The organism is Amycolatopsis pithecellobii, assembly GCF_009707865.1.
Lineage (GTDB): Bacteria > Actinomycetota > Actinomycetes > Mycobacteriales > Pseudonocardiaceae > Amycolatopsis_E > Amycolatopsis_E pithecellobii.
This window is the reverse complement of the sequence record NZ_WMBA01000053.1, coordinates 39,151-58,089: the sequence shown is the minus strand read 5'-3', so window position 1 is coordinate 58,089 and position 18,939 is coordinate 39,151. Positions and strand designations below refer to the sequence as shown.

General features: G+C 66.1%; 24 protein-coding genes and 1 tRNA gene. 23 read left to right on the top strand and 2 right to left on the bottom strand.

Going from position 1 to position 18,939, the window contains the following annotated elements; translation table 11 throughout:
- Positions 1-42 precede the first annotated feature (42 nt).
- The 4 genes from GKO32_RS27920 to GKO32_RS27905 are packed head-to-tail and all read left to right on the top strand — an operon-like array spanning position 43 to position 1,459.
- Positions 43-492 carry a MaoC family dehydratase N-terminal domain-containing protein gene (locus tag GKO32_RS27920; protein WP_312868648.1) on the top strand — a complete coding sequence of 150 codons (450 nt, stop codon included), beginning with the start codon at positions 43-45 and terminating at the stop codon, positions 490-492.
- Complete coding sequence (locus GKO32_RS27915; protein WP_154759876.1) at positions 492-893, top strand: MaoC family dehydratase; 402 nt, start codon at positions 492-494, stop codon at positions 891-893. Before GKO32_RS27920 ends, GKO32_RS27915 begins: the two co-directional genes overlap by 1 nt.
- A 27-nt stretch (positions 894-920) precedes the next feature.
- On the top strand, positions 921-1,160 hold the full coding sequence (locus GKO32_RS27910; RefSeq protein ID WP_154759875.1) for a ribbon-helix-helix domain-containing protein: 240 nt from the start codon (positions 921-923) through the stop codon (positions 1,158-1,160).
- A gap of 32 nt (positions 1,161-1,192) precedes the next feature.
- A complete protein-coding gene (locus tag GKO32_RS27905; RefSeq protein WP_281354302.1) occupies positions 1,193-1,459 on the top strand; it encodes a type II toxin-antitoxin system PemK/MazF family toxin in 267 nt (88 codons plus the stop codon).
- A gap of 49 nt (positions 1,460-1,508) precedes the next feature.
- Here GKO32_RS27905 and GKO32_RS27900 read toward each other — a convergent pair whose 3' ends face one another.
- Positions 1,509-2,726, bottom strand: coding sequence for a pyridoxal phosphate-dependent aminotransferase (locus tag GKO32_RS27900; RefSeq protein WP_154759873.1), 1,218 nt, complete (start codon positions 2,724-2,726; stop codon positions 1,509-1,511).
- Between the two features lie 278 nt (positions 2,727-3,004).
- Between GKO32_RS27900 and GKO32_RS27895 the strand changes: the two genes are divergently transcribed.
- From GKO32_RS27895 to rplA, 5 genes are all read left to right on the top strand, one after another.
- A tRNA-Trp gene (locus GKO32_RS27895) sits at positions 3,005-3,077 on the top strand.
- Positions 3,078-3,114: 37 nt separating this feature from the next.
- Positions 3,115-3,531: a preprotein translocase subunit SecE gene (secE, locus tag GKO32_RS27890; RefSeq protein WP_312868645.1), complete on the top strand. Its 417-nt coding sequence runs from the start codon at positions 3,115-3,117 to the stop codon at positions 3,529-3,531.
- Between the two features lie 61 nt (positions 3,532-3,592).
- The gene (gene nusG / locus GKO32_RS27885) at positions 3,593-4,387 is read left to right on the top strand and encodes a transcription termination/antitermination protein NusG (RefSeq protein ID WP_312868644.1); all 795 of its coding nucleotides are present in this window, start codon (positions 3,593-3,595) and stop codon (positions 4,385-4,387) included.
- Between the two features lie 75 nt (positions 4,388-4,462).
- The gene (rplK, locus tag GKO32_RS27880; RefSeq protein ID WP_139095431.1) at positions 4,463-4,894 is read left to right on the top strand and encodes a 50S ribosomal protein L11; all 432 of its coding nucleotides are present in this window, start codon (positions 4,463-4,465) and stop codon (positions 4,892-4,894) included.
- Positions 4,895-4,962: 68 nt separating this feature from the next.
- Positions 4,963-5,682 (top strand): 50S ribosomal protein L1, encoded by a 720-nt coding sequence (rplA, locus tag GKO32_RS27875; RefSeq protein WP_154759872.1) that lies wholly within the window; start codon positions 4,963-4,965, stop codon positions 5,680-5,682.
- A 51-nt stretch (positions 5,683-5,733) separates the two neighbouring features.
- Here rplA and GKO32_RS27870 read toward each other — a convergent pair whose 3' ends face one another.
- Positions 5,734-6,519 carry a hypothetical protein gene (locus GKO32_RS27870; RefSeq protein WP_312868643.1) on the bottom strand — a complete coding sequence of 262 codons (786 nt, stop codon included), beginning with the start codon at positions 6,517-6,519 and terminating at the stop codon, positions 5,734-5,736.
- Positions 6,520-6,778: 259 nt separating this feature from the next.
- Here GKO32_RS27870 and rplJ point away from each other — a divergent pair, with 259 nt between their 5' ends.
- The 14 genes from rplJ to GKO32_RS27800 all read left to right on the top strand — a co-directional run bounded on the left by rplJ (position 6,779) and on the right by GKO32_RS27800 (position 18,933).
- Entirely contained in the window at positions 6,779-7,321 is a 543-nt protein-coding gene (gene rplJ / locus GKO32_RS27865; RefSeq protein ID WP_154759871.1) for a 50S ribosomal protein L10, read from the top strand.
- A gap of 42 nt (positions 7,322-7,363) precedes the next feature.
- Positions 7,364-7,750, top strand: coding sequence for a 50S ribosomal protein L7/L12 (gene rplL / locus GKO32_RS27860; RefSeq protein ID WP_154759870.1), 387 nt, complete (start codon positions 7,364-7,366; stop codon positions 7,748-7,750).
- A 98-nt stretch (positions 7,751-7,848) separates the two neighbouring features.
- Positions 7,849-8,073: a hypothetical protein gene (locus GKO32_RS27855; RefSeq protein WP_154759869.1), complete on the top strand. Its 225-nt coding sequence runs from the start codon at positions 7,849-7,851 to the stop codon at positions 8,071-8,073.
- Positions 8,070-8,405, top strand: coding sequence for a type II toxin-antitoxin system PemK/MazF family toxin (locus GKO32_RS27850; protein WP_208024565.1), 336 nt, complete (start codon positions 8,070-8,072; stop codon positions 8,403-8,405). Before GKO32_RS27855 ends, GKO32_RS27850 begins: the two co-directional genes overlap by 4 nt.
- Before the next feature lie 215 nt (positions 8,406-8,620).
- Entirely contained in the window at positions 8,621-9,763 is a 1,143-nt protein-coding gene (locus GKO32_RS27845) for an ABC transporter ATP-binding protein (protein WP_154759868.1), read from the top strand.
- Positions 9,760-10,554, top strand: coding sequence for an MlaE family ABC transporter permease (locus GKO32_RS27840; RefSeq protein ID WP_166459757.1), 795 nt, complete (start codon positions 9,760-9,762; stop codon positions 10,552-10,554). Before GKO32_RS27845 ends, GKO32_RS27840 begins: the two co-directional genes overlap by 4 nt.
- A gap of 2 nt (positions 10,555-10,556) precedes the next feature.
- Positions 10,557-11,396 carry an MlaE family ABC transporter permease gene (locus GKO32_RS27835; protein ID WP_154759867.1) on the top strand — a complete coding sequence of 280 codons (840 nt, stop codon included), beginning with the start codon at positions 10,557-10,559 and terminating at the stop codon, positions 11,394-11,396.
- Positions 11,393-12,727 carry an MCE family protein gene (locus GKO32_RS27830; RefSeq protein ID WP_154759866.1) on the top strand — a complete coding sequence of 445 codons (1,335 nt, stop codon included), beginning with the start codon at positions 11,393-11,395 and terminating at the stop codon, positions 12,725-12,727. The genes GKO32_RS27835 and GKO32_RS27830 overlap by 4 nt, the downstream gene beginning before the upstream one ends.
- Complete coding sequence (locus GKO32_RS27825; protein WP_154759865.1) at positions 12,724-13,752, top strand: MCE family protein; 1,029 nt, start codon at positions 12,724-12,726, stop codon at positions 13,750-13,752. The genes GKO32_RS27830 and GKO32_RS27825 overlap by 4 nt, the downstream gene beginning before the upstream one ends.
- Entirely contained in the window at positions 13,749-14,735 is a 987-nt protein-coding gene (locus GKO32_RS27820; protein WP_154759864.1) for an MCE family protein, read from the top strand. Before GKO32_RS27825 ends, GKO32_RS27820 begins: the two co-directional genes overlap by 4 nt.
- Positions 14,732-15,910, top strand: coding sequence for an MCE family protein (locus GKO32_RS27815; protein WP_154759863.1), 1,179 nt, complete (start codon positions 14,732-14,734; stop codon positions 15,908-15,910). The genes GKO32_RS27820 and GKO32_RS27815 overlap by 4 nt, the downstream gene beginning before the upstream one ends.
- On the top strand, positions 15,907-17,094 hold the full coding sequence (locus GKO32_RS27810; RefSeq protein WP_312868641.1) for an MCE family protein: 1,188 nt from the start codon (positions 15,907-15,909) through the stop codon (positions 17,092-17,094). The genes GKO32_RS27815 and GKO32_RS27810 overlap by 4 nt, the downstream gene beginning before the upstream one ends.
- On the top strand, positions 17,094-18,353 hold the full coding sequence (locus tag GKO32_RS27805) for an MlaD family protein (protein WP_154759862.1): 1,260 nt from the start codon (positions 17,094-17,096) through the stop codon (positions 18,351-18,353). Before GKO32_RS27810 ends, GKO32_RS27805 begins: the two co-directional genes overlap by 1 nt.
- A gap of 37 nt (positions 18,354-18,390) precedes the next feature.
- Positions 18,391-18,933 (top strand): Rv1363c family protein, encoded by a 543-nt coding sequence (locus GKO32_RS27800; protein ID WP_154759861.1) that lies wholly within the window; start codon positions 18,391-18,393, stop codon positions 18,931-18,933.
- Positions 18,934-18,939 lie beyond the last annotated feature (6 nt).

Below are 18,939 nucleotides of genomic sequence, written 5' to 3'. Positions count from 1 at the left end.
GTCCGGGTGGGCGGGGCATCCTCGCTGGGTAGTGTGCTGTGCGTGGCACTGGATCAGTCGTTCATCGGGCGTAGTTATCCGCCGACCAGCACGTACGAAGTCGGGCGGGAGAAAATCCGGGAGTTCGCCGACGCGATCGGTGACGAGAACCCGATCTACCGTGACCCGGAAGCGGCTCGTGCCGTCGGCCACCCGGATGTGATCGCCCCGCCGACGTTCCTCACGGTGATCAACCTGGCCGCCATCAACACGATCGTCGCCGACCCGGAACTGGGCCTGGACTACTCGCGGATGGTGCACGGCGACCAGAGTTTCCAGTACACCCGACCCGTCCACGCCGGTGATCAACTGAGGTTGACGACGTACGTTGAGAGCATCATGGCCAGGGCGGGCAACGACTTCCTGACCGTGCGCGCGGAGATCGCGGACGCCGACGGCGGTCACGTGTGCACCACACGCGCTCAGCTCGTCGTCCGTGGGGAGGGTGCGTGATGGCGTACCAGGTTGGCGAGGAGCTGCCGCCATTGCAGGTGCTGGTCACGCGCGAGCGGCTGGTGCGGTACGCGGGCGCTTCGCTGGACTTCAACCCGATCCACTGGAACGAACGGTTCGCGAAGCAGGTCGGCCTGCCGGACGTGATCGCACACGGCATGCTCACCATGGCCCTGGGCGGCAGACTGGCGACGGACTGGCTGGGTGACCCGGGGCGCCTGGTGCAGTACGGATGCCGGTTCACCCGCCCGGTCGTCGTCCCCGACGATGACAAGGGCGCCCTGGTCGAATTCACCGGCAAAATAGCCGAAATCCGCGACGACGGTACCGCCCGCGTGGACATCACCGCCAAGTTCGACGGAAAAACCGTACTGGGTAAAGCAACCGCGATCGTGAGGTAGTGCATCCCAAACCGGTACCGTTATGGGATGAGCAAGCAGATCGCGGTGCGGCTGCCAGATGAGCTGGTCTCGTTCATCGATGACGTCGTCGATGAGGGCAGAGCCGCGAGCAGGGCCGAACTGGTGTCCCGCGCGTTGGAGCACGAGCGCCGGCGCATCATCGCCGAGCGCGACGTCGAAATCCTCCGGCAAAGTTCCGGCCAACGGGATGATCTCGCGGGGCTGACCGACTACGCGGCCCGCACCCCGCTGGACGACCTCGACTGATGCGCCCGATTCACGCTGCGCGTCTGGACAAGATGCGACCCGTTGTGGTCCTGACGCGGGAACTCGTACGACCGCACCTGACCCGCGTGACGGTGGCCCCCATTACGGCGACGGTTCGCGGAATCTCGACCGAGGTTGCGGTCGGAGCGGCCAACGGGCTCGACCACGAGAGCGTGATCAGCTGCGACAACATCCACACCATTTCGAAAGCCGACCTGGGGCGGCATCTCGGCTTTCTGCTTTCGTGGCAGGAACGCGAACTCGCCGTGGCGATCCGCAACGCCTTCGATCTGGAGTAGACAGCTGAAGCGTCGTCCTGCCGAAGGGCGACAGGACCACGCTTCACGGCTACTTGGCTTCCGCCAACAGCTTTCCGACGCGGCTGACGCCTTCCACCAAGTCTGCCTCGGCGAGTGCGTACGAGAACCGGAAGTACCCCGGTGTCCCGAAAGCCTCACCGGGTACGACCGCGACCTCGGCCTCGCGCAGGATGAGGTCCGCCAGTGCCAGCGTGTCCGCTGGACGCTCGCCGCGGATTTCCTTGCCCAGCACGCCCTTCACCGACGGGTAGGCGTAGAACGCGCCCTTCGGGGTCGGGCATTCGAAGCCCGGGATTTCCGACAGCATCGACACGATTCGCTTGCGGCGCACGTCAAACGCCGCACGCATCTCCTCGACCACATCCAGTGGACCGGCAACCGCCGCGAGGGCGGCGCGTTGGGCAACGTTGGAAACGTTGCCGCACAAGTGAGTCTGATAACTCGAAGCCGCCCTGACGACGTCCTGCGGGCCGATGATCCAGCCGACCCGCCACCCCGTCATCGAGTATGTCTTCGCGACACCGTTGAGTACCAGCGTCTGGTTCGCCATCTCCGGCACCACGACGGGCAGCGAGTAGTTCTTCGCGTCGTCGTACACGAGGTGCTCGTAGATCTCGTCCGTGACAACCCAGATCCCGTGCTCGTGAGCCCACTTGCCGATCGCCTCGATCAGCTCACGCGGGTACACGGCACCGGTGGGGTTGGACGGCGAGTTGAACAGCAGCACCTTCGTCCGGTCCGTGCGGGCAGCTTCCAGTTGCTCCACCGAAACCAGGTAACCCGTGGACTCGTCCGCGGTGACCTGCACCGGGACACCGCCCGCCAACTTGATCGACTCGGGATACGTGGTCCAGTACGGCGCCGGTAACAGCACCTCGTCACCCGGATCCAGCAGCGTCGCGAACGCGGAATACACCGCCTGCTTACCGCCGTTGGTCACGAGGATTTGCGACGGCTGGACCGACAACCCGGAATCGCGGAGCGTCTTCGCGGCGAGCGCTTCACGCAGTTCGGGGAGCCCGGCGGCGGCGGTGTAGCCGTGGTTGGCCCGGTCGCGCACGGCGGCAGCGGCGGCCTCGACGACGTAGTCCGGCGTCGGGAAGTCGGGCTGTCCCGCACCGAAGCCGATCACCGGCCGGCCCTCGGCCTTGAGCGCCTTCACCTTCGCATCCACCGCAAGAGTCGCCGACGGCGTGATGCCGGCGATGCGAGCCGAGATGCGCGGGCGGGTAGCGGTAGAGGTCATGGCCCCATGGTGGCATGCACCGATTGTGATCAGGCATGCAGGTGGGCCCACGCTGTGGCATGCTTTTCCGCCACAGTAGGGGAGCACTGATGGCCGATAATGGCGGAGCCGGCCGTTGGTGCCGACCGGGTGCGGGTGTCCCGCAAGGCAGCGGGAGGCTCGGTTGAAAGGTGTCAGAACGCTTGCCGTAGACTCCTGAACTTGGAACGTCCGGCGCTTGGCCCCGTACCGGTTACGGGGTTGGTGAAAGGCGTCCTGCGAGCGGTGGTCGAGCTCAAAGGGGTGTAGCTCAAATGGCAGAGCAGCGGTCTCCAAAACCGCAGGTTGCAGGTTCAAGTCCTGTCACCCCTGCGTCGACGTAACAGGTGGTCCAAGCGGAGGAGAAGTCGTGAGCGACAGCGACGCCGGCGGAGAGAAGGAACAGGAGTCCAAGCGGACTTCTCGCCCGGTCACCGCCGCGGCTCGGCGCGAGCGCCGTGCCTCCGCGCGCCCGGCAGGCAAGGCCACGGCCAAGGACGCCGACAAGGCGCGTCCGGCCAAGGCTTCCTCGGCCGACGGGGTCACCGAAGCCAAGGGCAAGGCGACTCCGAAGCGGGCCCGTAAGGAGAAAAAGCCCTCGCTGCTGGCGAGGTTGGTGCGGTTCACCCGCGAGGTGTGGGCGGAGCTACGTAAGGTCATCTGGCCGACGCGGAACCAGATGGTCACCTACACCACCGTGGTGCTGGTCTTCGTGGCTTTCATGGTCGCGTTGGTCTACTTGCTGGACTGGGTGTTCCGCAAGGGCGTGTTCTGGCTGTTCGGCTGAGGCGCGCCACACGCGACAGGCCGGTACCAGCACGACAAGCGATCAACTGAGAGGACGGAACGTGACCTCCGAGAACGGTGTGGCCGCCGGTGACGAGTTTGACGAGCCGGTGCAGCCCGCGAACGAGGTAGCCGAGGGCACCGCCGAGGCGCAGACCGACCTTGAGGACGCCGTCGTCGCCACCGAGTCAGAGCCCGTCGAGCCGGAACTCGTCGAGACCGAGCCCGAAGCCGCCGACGACGACCCGGTGGAGAAGCTCCGCGCGGAGCTCAAGTCGCTGCCCGGCGAGTGGTACGTGGTGCACTCCTACGCCGGCTACGAGAACAAGGTCAAGAACAACCTCGAGACCCGGACCCAGACCCTGGACGTCGAGGACTTCATCTTCCAGATCGAGGTGCCCACCGAAGAGGTCACCGAGATCAAGAACGGCCAGCGCAAGCAGGTGCAGCGCAAGGTGCTGCCCGGCTACATCCTGGTCCGGATGGACCTCAACGACGCGTCGTGGAGCGCGGTGCGCAACACCCCGGGTGTCACCGGGTTCGTCGGCGCCACCAACAAGCCCTCCCCGCTGACCATCGACGATGTGCTGAAGTTCCTGGCGCCGAAGGTCGAGAAGCCCGCCCCGGCGAAGGCCAAGGGCGAGGCCGCTGCCGCCGAGACCGGTCTCGGCAGCGCGCCCGTCGAGGTGGATTTCGAGGTCGGCGAGTCGGTCACCGTCATGGACGGCCCGTTCGCGACGCTGCCCGCCACGATCAGCGAAGTCAATGCCGACGGGCAGAAGCTGAAAGTCCTGGTGTCGATCTTCGGCCGGGAGACGCCGGTCGAGCTCTCGTTCAACCAGGTCTCCAAGATCTGACGGTCCGTACACTGGATCGTCGGCGTCCGCGTGCAGGCAGGCGCGCGGGGAAGCCAGTAGTGAAGAGGAACAGGAATGCCACCCAAGAAGAAGAAGCTTGCAGCGATCATCAAGCTGCAGATTCAGGCGGGTGCCGCGAACCCGGCCCCGCCGGTCGGCCCCGCGCTGGGTCAGCACGGCGTCAACATCATGGAGTTCTGCAAGGCCTACAACGCCGCCACCGAGTCGCAGCGCGGCAACGTGGTGCCGGTCGAGATCTCCGTGTACGAAGACCGGTCGTTCGACTTCAAGCTCAAGACCCCGCCGGCCGCGAAGCTGCTGCTCAAGGCCGCCGGTGTGGAGAAGGGCTCCGGTGAGCCGCACAAGACCAAGGTCGCGAAGGTGACCTGGGACCAGGTGCGCGAGATCGCCGAGACCAAGAAGAGCGACCTCAACGCCCACGACATCGACCAGGCAGCCAAGATCATCGCAGGTACGGCGCGGTCGATGGGCATCACGGTCGAATAATCCCTACCGAAACATCTGTGGGAGGGCCAAGCGCTGGCCCGGCACCACACTGATCCAAAGGACAGAGCATGACCAAGCGCAGCAAGGCCTATCGTCAGGCCGCCGAGCTGATCGACCGCGACCGGCTGTACGCCCCGCTCGACGCGGCGAAGCTCGCGAAGGAAACCTCCAAGGTCAAGATGGACGCCACCGTCGAGGTGGCGGTACGTCTCGGCGTGGACCCGCGCAAGGCCGACCAGATGGTCCGCGGCACCGTGAACCTGCCGCACGGTACGGGCAAGACCGCCCGCGTGATCGTCTTCGCCGTCGGTGACAAGGCCGCCGAGGCCGAGTCCGCCGGCGCGGACGCGGTCGGCAGCGACGAGCTGATCGAGCGTATCCAGGGTGGCTGGCTCGACTTCGACGCCGCGATCGCGACACCGGACCAGATGGCGAAGGTCGGGCGCATCGCCCGCATCCTCGGCCCGCGTGGTCTGATGCCGAACCCCAAGACCGGCACCGTGACCCCCGCGGTCGCCAAGGCCATCACCGACATCAAGGGTGGCAAGATCAACTTCCGGGTGGACAAGCAGGCCAACCTGCACCTGGTGATCGGCAAGGCTTCGTTCGACGCCGAGAAGCTCGTGGAGAACTACGCCGCCGCGCTCGACGAGATCCTGCGGGCCAAGCCGTCCGCCGCGAAGGGCCGGTACCTCAAGAAGATCACCTTCTCCACCACTATGGGCCCGGGCATCCCGGTCGACCCGGCGCGCACCCGCAACCTCCTCTCCGAGGACGCGAACGCCTGATCGTGCAACGAAAAGAGCCGGTTCCCCGAGCGGGAACCGGCTCTTTTTTGGTTATGACGTCGGGGCGGGGCAGGTCGCGGGCCCGGGGGTGTGGCCCGTGATGAGCCACTGTCCTTTGTCGACCTTCGTGACGGTGAACGTGCCGAGCGCGGGACCGCCGGTGATGGGGAAATCGCACGAGTTGATGGTGAACGTGGTGGCATTGAGGTCGTACTGCCGCGGCGAGATCGACTCGGCGTAGTCGTTGACGTTGCGCACCTGCCCTTTCAGCGTCACCACTGCCTGCCGGCAGTCGGCTGCGTTGACGTCGCGGGCGAACCGGTCCTGCACCGGGATGTCGAAGTAGCCGCAGGCCAGATCCGGCCTGTTCTGCGCGATCTGCTGGTACACCTTCCGCACCGCCTCGTACGGCTCGGTCGAAAGGATCTTGTTCGCGTGATACGTCCCGCCGCCGGTCTCCGACGCGGGCTTGGTGTCGTCCTGCGGCGGGAAGAAGTGGTCGTACAGCAGTTTGCCCGCGATCCCCAGCACCGCAAGGAAAATCAGCGCTGAAAGCACCGACGCGAGGGCCCGCTTGACGAACCGGGGCATCGGGAGCCGGGGCCGCGGCGCCTGCACCACAGCGCCCGGCGGCGGTGGCGGCACCGGAGGTCCGCCCGGCTGCGCTGATACCACCTGCCCGCTCTGTTTCTGGGCCTCGGTGAACTTCAAATAGTCCTGGAACTGCTGGAATTGCTGAAATTGACGTAACTGCTCGGGATCCAGCGACGGCTGGGCCGGCTCCGCGGCCCGTGCGCGCTCCAGTTCACCGCGGTCTTCGGACTCGTCTCCAGCCACCCGCCCATGATGGCAGGCCCCGGGAAAATCCCGCGTGACACCCGGGTACACTGAATGACGGTTCTACCGAAGACCGCTGGTTTTCCGCACACCGTGCGGAACGAAGGCCCCGCAACGCGGGCGACCCGCGCAGGAGGAACGAGGTTCGGTGTGCGTATGCGCGCACCGGTTTGACGCCCCGCGCCTGCTGCGCTGGGGCGTTTCGTCGTTTCAGGCTCCTTCACCGGCCGGCGGTCACAGCCAAGAGAGGAGGCGAGGAATGGCGAAGCCCGACAAGGTGGCAGCCGTCGCCGAGATCGCGGACCGGTTCCGCAGCAGCTCGGCCACCGTGGTCACCGAGTACACCGGTCTGACGGTGACCCAGCTCAGCCAGCTGCGCCGCGCTCTCGGCACCAGTGCCAAGTACCGGGTCGCGAAGAACACCCTCGTCAAGCGTGCCGCCGAGGACGCCGGGGTCGAGGGTCTCGAAGCGCTGTTCGTCGGTCCGACCGCCATCGCCTTCGTCGAAGGTGAGCCGGTTGACGCCGCCAAGGCGCTTCGTGACTTCGCCAAGGACAACAACGCGCTCGTGATCAAGGGCGGCTACATGGATGGCCGTTCGCTCACGGTGGACGAGATCAACCAGCTCGCCGATCTCGACAGCCGTGAGGTCCTGCTCGCCAAGGCAGCGGGCGCGTTCAAGGCGAAGCTGTCCCAGGCCGCCGCGCTGTTCCAGGCGCCGGCGTCCCAGGTGGCCCGCCTTGCCGCCGCGCTGCAGGAAAAGCAGCAGCAGGAAAGCGGCGACGCACCGGCCGAGAGCTGACCGTAATCACCCCCCGAACCTGAAAAAGAAAGGAACGCCATCATGGCGAAGCTGAGCACCGACGAACTGCTCGACGCGTTCAAGGAGCTGACCCTGCTCGAGCTCTCGGACTTCGTGAAGAAGTTCGAGGACACCTTCGACGTCACCGCCGCCGCCCCGGTCGCCGTCGCGGCCGCCGCCCCGGGTGCCGCTGCCGCCCCGGCCGAGGAGGAGAAGGACGAGTTCGACGTCATCCTCGAGGGTGCCGGCGACAAGAAGATCCAGGTCATCAAGGTTGTCCGCGAGGTCGTCTCGGGCCTGGGCCTGAAGGAAGCCAAGGACCTCGTCGAGGGTGCCCCGAAGGCGCTGCTGGAGAAGGTCGACAAGGAAGCGGCCGACGCCGCCAAGGAGAAGCTCGAAGCTGCCGGCGCGAAGGTCAGCGTCAAGTAGTTTCCACGCTTTACGGGCGGGCATCCGGTTTTCCGGGTGCCCGCCCTTTTCGTTTGCCGGGTCGGCGGAATGCGGCATTCATCGTGCATACTGGCCGAATGCAGACAAGTATGCGGGTGGATCAAGCGAATCGCGATCGGCTCGCCCGGATTGCCGAGACCGAGCTTGGCGGCGCCACGCTCGACGATGCGCTCGGTGTGCTGCTTTTCGAACACGAGTCACGACGCGCCTTGGCCAGGCTGGCCGCCGATCCGGAAATGGCGGACGACTACCTGCGGGAAAGCAGCGAACTTGCCGACGTGGACACCGAGGTCACTGAGTGATCCGGACGGCCTGGCCGTGGCAGGTGTGGTGGGTTGACTTCGACCCGCAGATCGGCCGAGAGCAGGCGGGCCGGCGGCCTGCCGTGGTCGTGGGTTCGGCGTTCGCCTGCGAGTTGCCCAACGATCTTGTGTTCGTGGTGCCTTGTACGTCAAAAGACAGAGGGCTGCCCTTCCAGCCGCGGCTCGACTCGCTCGGCAAGCCGAGCTTCGCTATGTGTGATCAGCTCAAGTCGATCAGCCGCCGGCGTTTGGTCAAGCAGCACAGTGCGCGTCTCGACAAGTCGGAGATCGAGGCGATCCGGTTTGTGCTGCGGCGGTTGATCGAGGTCTAGCGCGTACCGCGAGGCCACCGGCGAAGCCCTCCGCAAGCACCGCGTGACAAGGTGAACATTCCCCGTCTTTTTCCTTCACCTGGTTTGTGGATTGCCAAACTCGTGAGTAACCTGCACCGCGCCCTGCTCGTTGGAAAACATGACGCGGACGCGCTCACCGTGCGCAACCTGTCTAGGGTGTGTGAGCCGTCACCGTAGGAGCTCCGGGAGGTGCGATGGGTGCCGAGGTGGTCATCGAGGGTCTGACGAAGTCCTTCGGCAGACAGACCATCTGGCGGGACGTGACGCTTACCCTGCCGCCCGGTGAGGTGTCGGTCATGCTGGGGCCGTCGGGGACCGGTAAGTCCGTCTTCTTGAAGTCCATGATCGGTCTGCTCAAGCCGGACCGTGGCAAGTGCGTGATCAACGGCGTCGACATCGTCCGCTGCAGTGAGCACAAGCTGTACGAGACGCGCAAACTCTTCGGGGTCCTGTTCCAGGACGGCGCGCTGTTCGGCTCGATGAACCTGTATGACAACGTGGCTTTCCCACTGCGCGAGCACACCAAGAAGTCCGAGACCGAGATCCGCCGCATCGTGCTGGAAAAGCTGGAGATGACGGGTCTGGCCGGCGCGGACAAGAAGCTGCCCGGCGAGATTTCCGGTGGTATGCGCAAACGTGCCGGGCTCGCGCGGGCGCTGGTGCTGGACCCGGAGATCATCCTCGTCGACGAGCCGGACTCTGGTCTGGACCCAGTCCGCACCACGTACATCTCGCAGCTGTTCCTCGACGTGAACGCGCAGATCGACGCCACGTTCCTGATCGTCACCCACAACATCAACCTGGCCCGCACGGTGCCGGACAACCTCGGCATGCTGTTCCGCAAGGAGCTCGTCATGTTCGGGCCGCGCGAAGTGCTGCTCACCAGTGAGGAGCCGGTCGTCAAGCAGTTCCTCAACGGCCGGATGGACGGGCCGATCGGGATGTCCGAGGAAAAGGACTCGGCGACGATCGCGGCGGAGCGGGCGATGTTCGAGGCGGGGCATCACGCCGGTGGTGTCGAGGAGGTCGTCGGCATCCCGCCGCAGATGCAGCCCGCGCCAGGATTGCCGACGCGGCAAGGCGCGATCCGCCGCAAGGACCGCGTCATGAAGATCCTGCACAAGCTTCCGGACGCCGCGCAGGAAGGGATCATCGCGTCCCTCAGTCCAGAGGAGCAGCGGCGTTACGGCGTCTACCCGCGCACCACCACACCCACCTGGGAGCAGACCGTCGAGACGCAACCGGTGCCGAGCCATCACCAGGGTCAGCTGCCCACCGGCGAGGTGGCGCGGCTGCCCCGGTCCGGCCGGCCTGAACAGGGGCCGGGGGCACGATGAGCCAGACGGCCTCTCCAGCCAAGATCCCGGGCGCCGGGATGCTGCGGGAGACCGGGAAGCTGTTCGCCCTCGGGCTGGACATCATCCGCGGGTTCTTCCAGCGGCCGTTCCAGTTCCGGGAGTTCATCCAGCAGTCCTGGTTCATCGCGAGCGTCACGATCCTGCCCACCGCGCTCGTCGCGATCCCGTTCGGCGCCGTCATTTCGTTGCAGTTCGGATCGCTGGCCCGCCAGCTCGGCGCGCAGTCCTACACCGGCGCCGGCAGCGTGCTCGCCACCGTGCAGCAGGCGAGCCCGCTGGTCACCGCGCTGCTGGTGGCGGGCGCGGGCGGTAGCGCGATCTGCGCGGACATCGGTGCCCGCACGATCCGCGAGGAGATCGACGCGATGGAGGTGCTCGGCGTCTCCCCGGTGCAGCGGCTGATCGTGCCGAGGGTGCTCGCGTCGATGCTGGTCGCGTTGCTGCTCAACGGCATGGTCAGCGTGATCGGGGTGCTCGGCGGCTACTTCTTCAACGTGGTGTTGCAGGGCGGGACGCCTGGCGCGTATCTGGCGAGTTTCTCCGCGCTGGCACAGCTTCCGGACCTGTGGGTCGGTGAGTTCAAGGCGCTGATCTTCGGGTTCATCGCCGCCGTCGTCGCGGCCTACCGCGGGCTGCACCCCGCCGGTGGGCCGAAGGGGGTCGGTGACGCGGTCAACCAGTCGGTCGTCATCACGTTCCTGCTGCTGTTCGTCGTGAACTTCGTGATCACCCTGGTCTACCTCCAGATCGTGCCCGGAAAGTTGAGCTGATCATGGCGACGTTCGGCCAAAACGCGAAACGCATCGCGAACCGGCCCCTCGAGGTCCTCGACACCTTCGGCGACCAGATGTCCTTCTACCTCAGGGCATTGGCGTGGACGCCGCGCACGATTCGTCGCTACAGCAAGGAAGTCCTGCGGCTGCTGGCCGAGGTGAGCTTCGGTTCCGGGTCGCTCGCCGTGATCGGCGGCACGGTCGGCGTGATGGTCGGGCTGACCCTGTTCACCGGTGTGCTCGTGGGTCTGCAGGGCTATTCGGCGCTGAATTCGATCGGCACCTCGGCGTTCACCGGGTTCCTGACTGCGTTCTTCAACACCCGCGAGATCGCGCCGCTCGTGGCCGGGTTGGCGTTGTCGGCGACGGTGGGCGCGGGGTTCACCGCGCAGCTGGGCGCGATGCGGATCTCTGAGGAGATCGACGCGCTCGAGGTGATGGCGGTGCCGAGCCTGCCTTATCTGGTGACGACCCGGATCATCGCCGGCTTCGTCGCGGTCATCCCGCTCTACATCATCGGTTTGCTGTCGTCGTACCTGGCATCGCGGCTGGTGGTCGTCTACATCTACGGCCAGTCCGCCGGAACCTATGATCATTACTTCGATCTTTTCCTGCCACCACAGGATGTTTTCTATTCGTTCGTCAAGGTGCTGATCTTCAGTGTCGTGATCATCCTGACCCACTGCTACTTCGGTTACCGCGCCTCCGGCGGCCCCGCGGGGGTCGGTGTCGCGGTGGGCCGTGCGGTCCGGCTCTCCATCGTCACCGTCGCGATCATCAACTTCTTCATCGGCTTCGCCATCTGGGGCACGACGACGACGGTGAGGATCGCGGGATGAAGACGCTGCGCCGCAGGCTGCTCGGGCTGCTGCTGATCGTCGTGATGGCGGCCGGGGTGACGCTGAGCATCGCCTTGTACAACAAGGCTTTCACGAAGTACGTCGACGTGAAACTGGAAGCGGGCGACATCGGCAACCAGCTGCTGGACCAGTCCGACGTCAAGGTGCGCGGGCTCATCGTCGGTTCGGTGAAGTCGATCGCCGCGACCCGGGAGGGAGCGGAGCTGACACTCGCGCTCGACCCGGCGTCGGCGACCATGATCCCGTCGAACGTGTCCGCCCGGTTCCTGCCGAAGACATTGTTCGGCGAACGGTATGTGTCGCTGGAAATCCCGCAGCAGCCGGCCGGAACCACGCTGCGCAGCGGCGATGTGATTCCCGAGGACCGCTCACAGGCCGCGGTGCAGCTGTCGAAGGCGCTCGACGACCTGATGCCGGTGCTACAGGCCGTGCAGCCACAGAAGCTGTCCGCGACGCTGACCGCGATTTCCACGGCGCTGCAGGGCCGGGGTGACCAGCTCGGCCAGACGTTGTCGGAGCTGGGGACCTATTTGGACGGTCTGAACCCGCATCTGCCGGAGTTGCAACACAATCTCCAGTCACTGGCGAAGTTCTCCGACAACCTCAACAGGAGCGCGCCGGATCTGGTGCAGACGCTGGAAAACTTCTCGACGACCAGTAAGACCATTGTGGACCAGCAGCAGAACCTGCGGCGGCTCTACGGTGATGTGACACAGACGTCGCAGACCGTGGAATCCTTTCTGCGCGCCAACGCGAGCAACCTGATCAGCCTCAGCGACAGCGCGCGCCCGACGGCGGAGCTGCTCGCTAAGTACGCGCCCGAGTACCCGTGTTTCCTCGGTGGCATGAAAGAGCTGGTGCCGCTGCTGGATCAGGCGTTCGGCAAGGGCACGAACCAGCCGGGGCTGCACGCGACGCTCGAGGTCGTGGTCAACCGGGGCAAGTACGTGGCTGGGCGCGACGAGCCACGGTTCGACGACAAGCGTGGCCCGCGCTGCTATGACATCAAGGACTTCCCCCAGCCGTTCCCGCAGTATCCGCCGGACGGCCCGATCAAAGACGGCACCAAGCCGGGACCGGGGTCGAAAACCGCCGGCGACGGGCTGGTGCCGGCCAACAGCACGGCCACCGCGGGCGGCTACAACGGTGGCGCGTCCACCGCGGGCAACCCCGCGAACACCCCGGCCGAGCAGGACTTGCTGGCCCAGCTGGTCGGCCCGCAGGTCGGGCTGACACCCGAGCAGATGCCCGGCTGGAGCGGGCTGCTCGTCGGGCCGCTGTACCGCGGGACGGAGGTGACCGTGCAATGAGGGGACTGGCCGCACCGCTGATCAAGTTGACCATCTTCATCGTGGTCACCGTGTTGTTCACCGCGATACTCGGGATCAGTATCGCCAACATCAACACCGGGTCCACAAAGGACTACAGCGCCCGCTTCACCGACGCGACACTGGTGCTGCCCGGCGACGACGTGCGCATCGCGGGCGTCAAGGTCGGACAGGTCACCGAGGTCAAGATCGTCGACCGCAGGCAGGCGCAGATCGACTTCGAGGTCGACTCGGGCCGCACGCTGCCCGCGGACGTGACCGCGACGATCAAGTACCGGAACCTGGTGGGGCAGCGGTACATCTCGCTCGCACAGGGCGTCGGTGACGACCGGACCCAGCTCAAGCCGGGCTCGACGATCCCGCTCGAGCACACCACGCCAGCACTCGATCTCGACGAACTTTTCAACGGGTTCAAACCGCTGTTCGCGGCGCTGAACCCGGACGACGTGAACAAGCTGTCCTACGAGATAATCCAGGTGCTGCAAGGAGAAGGTGGCACGATTGACAGCCTGCTCGCGCATACCGCGACGCTGACCACCACGATCGCGCAGAAGGATCAGGTGATCGGCCAGGTCATCGACAATCTCAATAGCGTGCTCGACACGGTCAACGCACACACCCCGCAGCTGAACACGCTCATCGTCAACCTGCAGCAGCTGGTGAGCGGACTCGCGCGGGACCGCAAACCCATCGGCGACGCGATCGACGCGCTCGGTGGGCTCGCCGACTCCACGGCCGGTTTGCTCGACAAGGCACGGGATCCGCTCAAGAACGACATCGCCGCACTCGGGGTGCTGAGCGACAACCTCAACGACAACCAGGCACTGGTGGAGCATTTCATCCAGTACCTGCCGCAGAAGGTGACCAAGTTGACGAGCACCGCCGACTACGGCTCCTGGTTCAACTTCTTCCTTTGCCAGACACACGGGACGGTCGCGCTGCCACCCGTGGTCCCGGCCATCGAGATCCCGTTGCAGCCGTCGACCCAGCCGCGGTGCCAGTCATGAAAAGCTTCCAGTCGCGCAATCCCGTGCCCATCGCGGTCGTCGGCCTCGTGTTGATGGTGCTGGGCCTTGTCGTCGCGCTCAACGCCGACAACCTGCCGATCATCGGCGCCGGCACGACGTACTCCGCGGACTTCACCGAGGCGGCCGGGCTCAAGCCGGACGACGAGGTACGGGTCGCCGGGGTCAAGGTCGGCAAGGTGACCGACGTGTCCCTCGACGGCGCGCAGGTCAAGGTGTCGTTCAAGGTCAAGGACGCGTGGCTGGGCGATCGGACCAGCGCTGCCATCAAGATCAAGACCTTGCTGGGGCAGAAGTACCTGGCGCTGGACCCGCAGGGCAGCGGCACGCTGAACCCGAGCACGACGATCCCGAAGGAGCGCACGCTCTCCCCCTACGACGTGCTCGACGCCTTCCGGGACCTTTCGTCCACAGTGGACCAGATCGACACCCAGCAGCTCGCACGCAGCTTCGACACGTTGTCACAGACGCTGTCCGGCACACCGGCCGAGCTCAAGGGAGCCCTCTCCGGGCTGCAACAGCTGTCGGACACGGTCGCCAAGCGCGACACCCAGCTGTCGCAGCTGCTGGCGAACACCAAGCAGATCAGCCAGACACTGGCCGACCGCGATCAGGAGCTGACCAGGCTGCTGACCGACGGCAACCAGCTGCTCGACGAGATTTCCCAACGGGAGCAAGCGATTTCAACGCTGCTGACCGGGTCGCAGGAGCTGTCGAAGCAGTTGCAGGGGCTGATCAACGACAACGACGCGCAGCTGACCCCGGTACTGAACTCGCTGGACCAGCTGACCTCGATGCTGCAGCGCAACCAGAACTCGCTCGCGCAGGGCATCGCGAAGTTCGCGCCCTACATCCGGGTGTTCACCAACACCGTGGGCAACGGGCACTGGTTCGACAACTACATCTGCGGGTTGCTGCTGCCTTCGGTCGGCCCGTTGAACCAGGAGGGGTGTAACCAGAAATGACGGACACCCGCTTGGGACAGTCGCTTGCGCGTGGCGTCGCGATCGCGTGTGTGCTGGGCCTCGTTGTCGCAGGAGTGCTGTGGTGGGCGCTCAAAGACGCCAACAAGAAACACGTCACGGCGTACTTCCCGAGCGCGATCGGGCTGTATGTCGGCAACAGCGTCCGGGTGCTCGGCGTCGACATGGGCACCATCACCGGGGTCCAGCCCATGGGCAACCAGGTGCGGGTCGACATGGAGTACGACCGCACCATCGCGCTCCCGGCGGATGCGCAGGCCGCGATCGTCGCACCGTCGTTGGTCAGCGACCGCTACGTGCAACTCGCTCCGGCGTACACCGGCGGCAAGATCATCGCCGACGGCGCGACGATTCCGCTCAACCGCACCGCGGTGCCGATCGAGGTGGACGATCTGTACTCGAGCCTCGACAAGATCAGCCAGTCGCTCGGACCCAACGGGGTCAACAAGAACGGCTCGCTGTCGGACCTGCTGACCACGCTGTCGAACAATTTCGACGGCAACGGCCAGTCGTTGCACGACACGATCACGAAGCTGTCCCAGCTGTCGACCACGTTGTCGGGCAACAAGAACGACCTGTTCGCGACCGTCGGCAATCTCGCGAACTTCTCGCAGACCCTGGCCGACAGCGACAAGCAGGTGCGGCAGTTCGAGTCGCAGCTGGCCGACGTGAGCGGCTATCTGGCGGGGGAGAAGGACAATCTCGCCGCCACCGTGCGGCAGCTGGGCACGACGCTGGCGATGGTGCAGCAGTTCATCGATTCCCATCACGACCAACTGCGGTCCAATGTGGACAACCTGGCGAGCGTGACGAAGGTGCTCGTCGATCAGCGCAGTGCGCTCGCCCAGATCCTCGACATCGCGCCGGTCGGTCTCGGCAACGTGGCCAACGCCTACAACGGTTCCGCGGGCACGCTCGATGCGCGGCCGAACCTCAACGAGCTGACCCAGCCGCCGATCGTGATGGTGTGCGGACTGCTCAAGGAACAGAAACAGCTCGCCGCGGTGGGCAACCTGTGTGACAAGGTCGAGCCGATCCTCGACGGTACGGCGAAACTGCCTTCGCTGGCCCAGACCGCGTACGCGCTGCAACACGGCCAGCTGCCACCGCTGCCCTTGCCGTTCGTGGACCTGACCGGATCGGGGGCGTCGAAGTGAACCGCCTCGCGCTCAGCGGCGTTACTGCTGTCGTCACCGCGGCCGCGCTGACACTGGCCGGGTGCGGGTTCGGCGGAATCTACAGCGTCCCGCTGCCCGGCGGCGCCGACGTCGGTGCTCACCCGTACACGGTGAAGGCCCAGTTCTCCGACGTGCTCGACCTCGTGCCGAAGTCCGGGGTCAAGGTCAACGAGGTGCCGGTCGGCCGCGTCGAATCCATCGGCCTCACCCCGGACGGCTGGCATGCCGAGGTGACGATGCAGATCAACGGTGACGTGAAGCTGCCGGCCAACGCACTCGCGAACATCCGCCAGTCGAGCCTCCTCGGGGAGAAATACGTCGAGCTGGCCTCGCCCGGCGATGATCTCGCCCAGGGCGCGCTCGCGAACAACGCCGACATCCCGCTCGAGCGGACCAACCGCAGCGTCGACGTGGAGGAGGTGCTCGGCTCGCTGTCGATGCTGCTCAACGGCGGCGGGGTGGAGCAGCTCAACACGATCACCAAGGAGCTGAACTCGGCGACCTCGGGCCGGGAACCCGACATCCGGAACCTGCTGGACAACGCCAACCAGCTGGTGTCCACATTGGACAAACAGTCGGGCGACATCACCAGGGCGCTCGACGGCCTCAACCGCCTTTCGTCCACATTGGTCACACAGAAGGACCAGCTCGCGGGCGCGATCGACAATCTCGGCCCCGGTCTCGGTGTGCTCGAACAGCAGCGCACCCAGCTGGTCACGATGTTGCAGGCGCTGCAGCGGCTGTCCGGCGTCACCGTCGACACCATCACCAAGAGCCAGGCGGATCTCGTCGCGGACCTGCGGGCGCTGTTGCCGACGCTGCAGAAGCTCGGTCAGGCCGGCTCGGATCTGCCGAAGTCGCTCGAGCTGCTGCTCACCTACCCGTTCACCGACGCGGCGCTGGCCGGCGCGAAGGGCGACTACTTCAACCTGTACGCGAACATCGATCTGAACCTGCAGACCGTGTTGCAGAACCTCGGTCGCAGCCGGGACAACCCGTTGTCGGGCATCCTGCCGGACGGTCTCGCCGGTGGCACGCCATCGGGCAACGGGTTGCCGCTGCCGTTGAACACCGGGCCGAAGAACACCGCGCCGAACCCCGGTCAGCCGCAGCCGCAGTCCGGGCTCGGCAGCCTGTTCGGCCTGCTCGGGGGAGGCGCCTGATGCTGATACGCAGGACCCGGATCCAGCTCATCGCGTTCGTGGTGATCTCGGTCGTCGCGATCGTCTACGCGCTCATCCGGTTCGCCGGCCTCGGGCAGATGTTCGGGCAGAACGGCTACACCGTCAAACTCGAGCTGAGCCAGTCCGGTGGCATCTTCACCGGGGCCGAAGTCACCTACCGTGGCTACAACATCGGGCGCGTCGGTCCGCTGCGGCTCACCGCGAGCGGGCTCGAGGCCGAGCTGAATATCGACCCCGGCACCCCCAAGGTGCCCGCCGACCTGCAGGCGGTGATCGCCGACCGGTCCGCCGTCGGCGAGCAGTTCGTCGACCTGCGCCCGTCCGGCGATGCCGGCCCGTACTTGCAGGCCGGCACGGTCATCCCGGCGGAGAAGGCGAAAACGCCGATCGCGACCGAGCAAGTGGTCAGCGACCTGGACGGGCTGGCGAAATCCGTGCCCACCGACGCCCTGCGCACCGTCGTCGACGAGTCGTACAACGCCTTCAACGGCACCGGCAACGATCTGCAGGTCCTGATGGACACCCTGCGCGATTTCACCAGGTCAGCGCAGCAGAACCTGCCGCAGACCGTGCAACTGCTCGACGCCGGCGGCAAGGTGCTCGACACGCAGAACGCCGAAGCGTCGAACCTGGCCGAGTTCAGCCGGAACCTCAAGGATCTCTCGGCGACACTGAAAAGCTCCGATCCCGACCTGCGCCGGCTGATCCAGACCGCGCCGGGTGCCGCGCGGTCGATCAACCAGCTGGTCAGCGACACCGGGCCGGGGCTCGCCGAGTTGTTCGCGAACCTGCTGACCACCTCGAACCTGCTGCTGACCCGGCAAAGCGGCATCGAGCAGGTGATGGTGACCTACCCGGCACTCTCGGCAGGGGCCCGCAGCGTCGTGCCTGGCGACGGCACCGCGCACCTCGGCCTCGTGCTCAACCTGTTCGACCCGCCGCCGTGCACCAAGGGCTACCAGAACCCGGGCAACTACCGCACCGGTGCCGACACGACCGAACGCACACCGGACTTCAAGGCCTACTGTGCCGAGCCGACGGGCAGCCCGATCGACGTCCGCGGCTCTCAGAACGCGCCGTACAACGGGGTGCCGACGGCGCCGGACCAGCAGCAGCTCGACCAGAACGCGAACCGGCCGCAGCAACAGCTCGCCGAGCAGGCAGCGACGCCCGGTGTCGCGGGTTCGCCCGCGGTGTCCCTCAACAGCCTCGCGGCGCTGCTCGCGTTGCCCGGCTGACGGGCGCCCGATCTTGGCTCTCTACCCTGGAGTGGATATGAGTTCCGACGACCCCGAGCGCGCCTCGACCAGCCGCTATCTCGTGCTCGGCACGGCCGCGCTCGTCACCGCCGCGTTCATCCTCGCGGCCTTCTTCGGCATCCGGTGGTGGTCGGCCTCGGGCAACGACGACCTCGCGCTCGCCCAGGCCCGCGACGACGTCGTCAAGCAGGGCTCGGTCGCGGTCAAGGCGTACACGGAGGTGGACTACACCAATCCGGACGCGTTCTTCCAGCGGGTCAGCGACATCTCCACCAGTGAGATGCAGACGCTGATGAAGAATTCCGAGGCCAACTTCCGCCAGTCGGTGACGCAGGCCAAGACGAAGGTCACCACGACGGTCCAGGACATCGGCGTCGAGGAGCTCGACGACCACGCGGGCAAGGCCAGCTTCCTCGCCGCGATCAGCACGCTGGTCACGCAGGAGGGGCAGCAGCCGGTCCCGAAGCCGCTGCGGCTGGAGGTCGAGATGACCAGGGTCGGGACGGACTGGAAGGTGTCCCGGATTGGTTCGGTGCCGCTCGTGAGCAGCGGTCAGTAAGCGCGG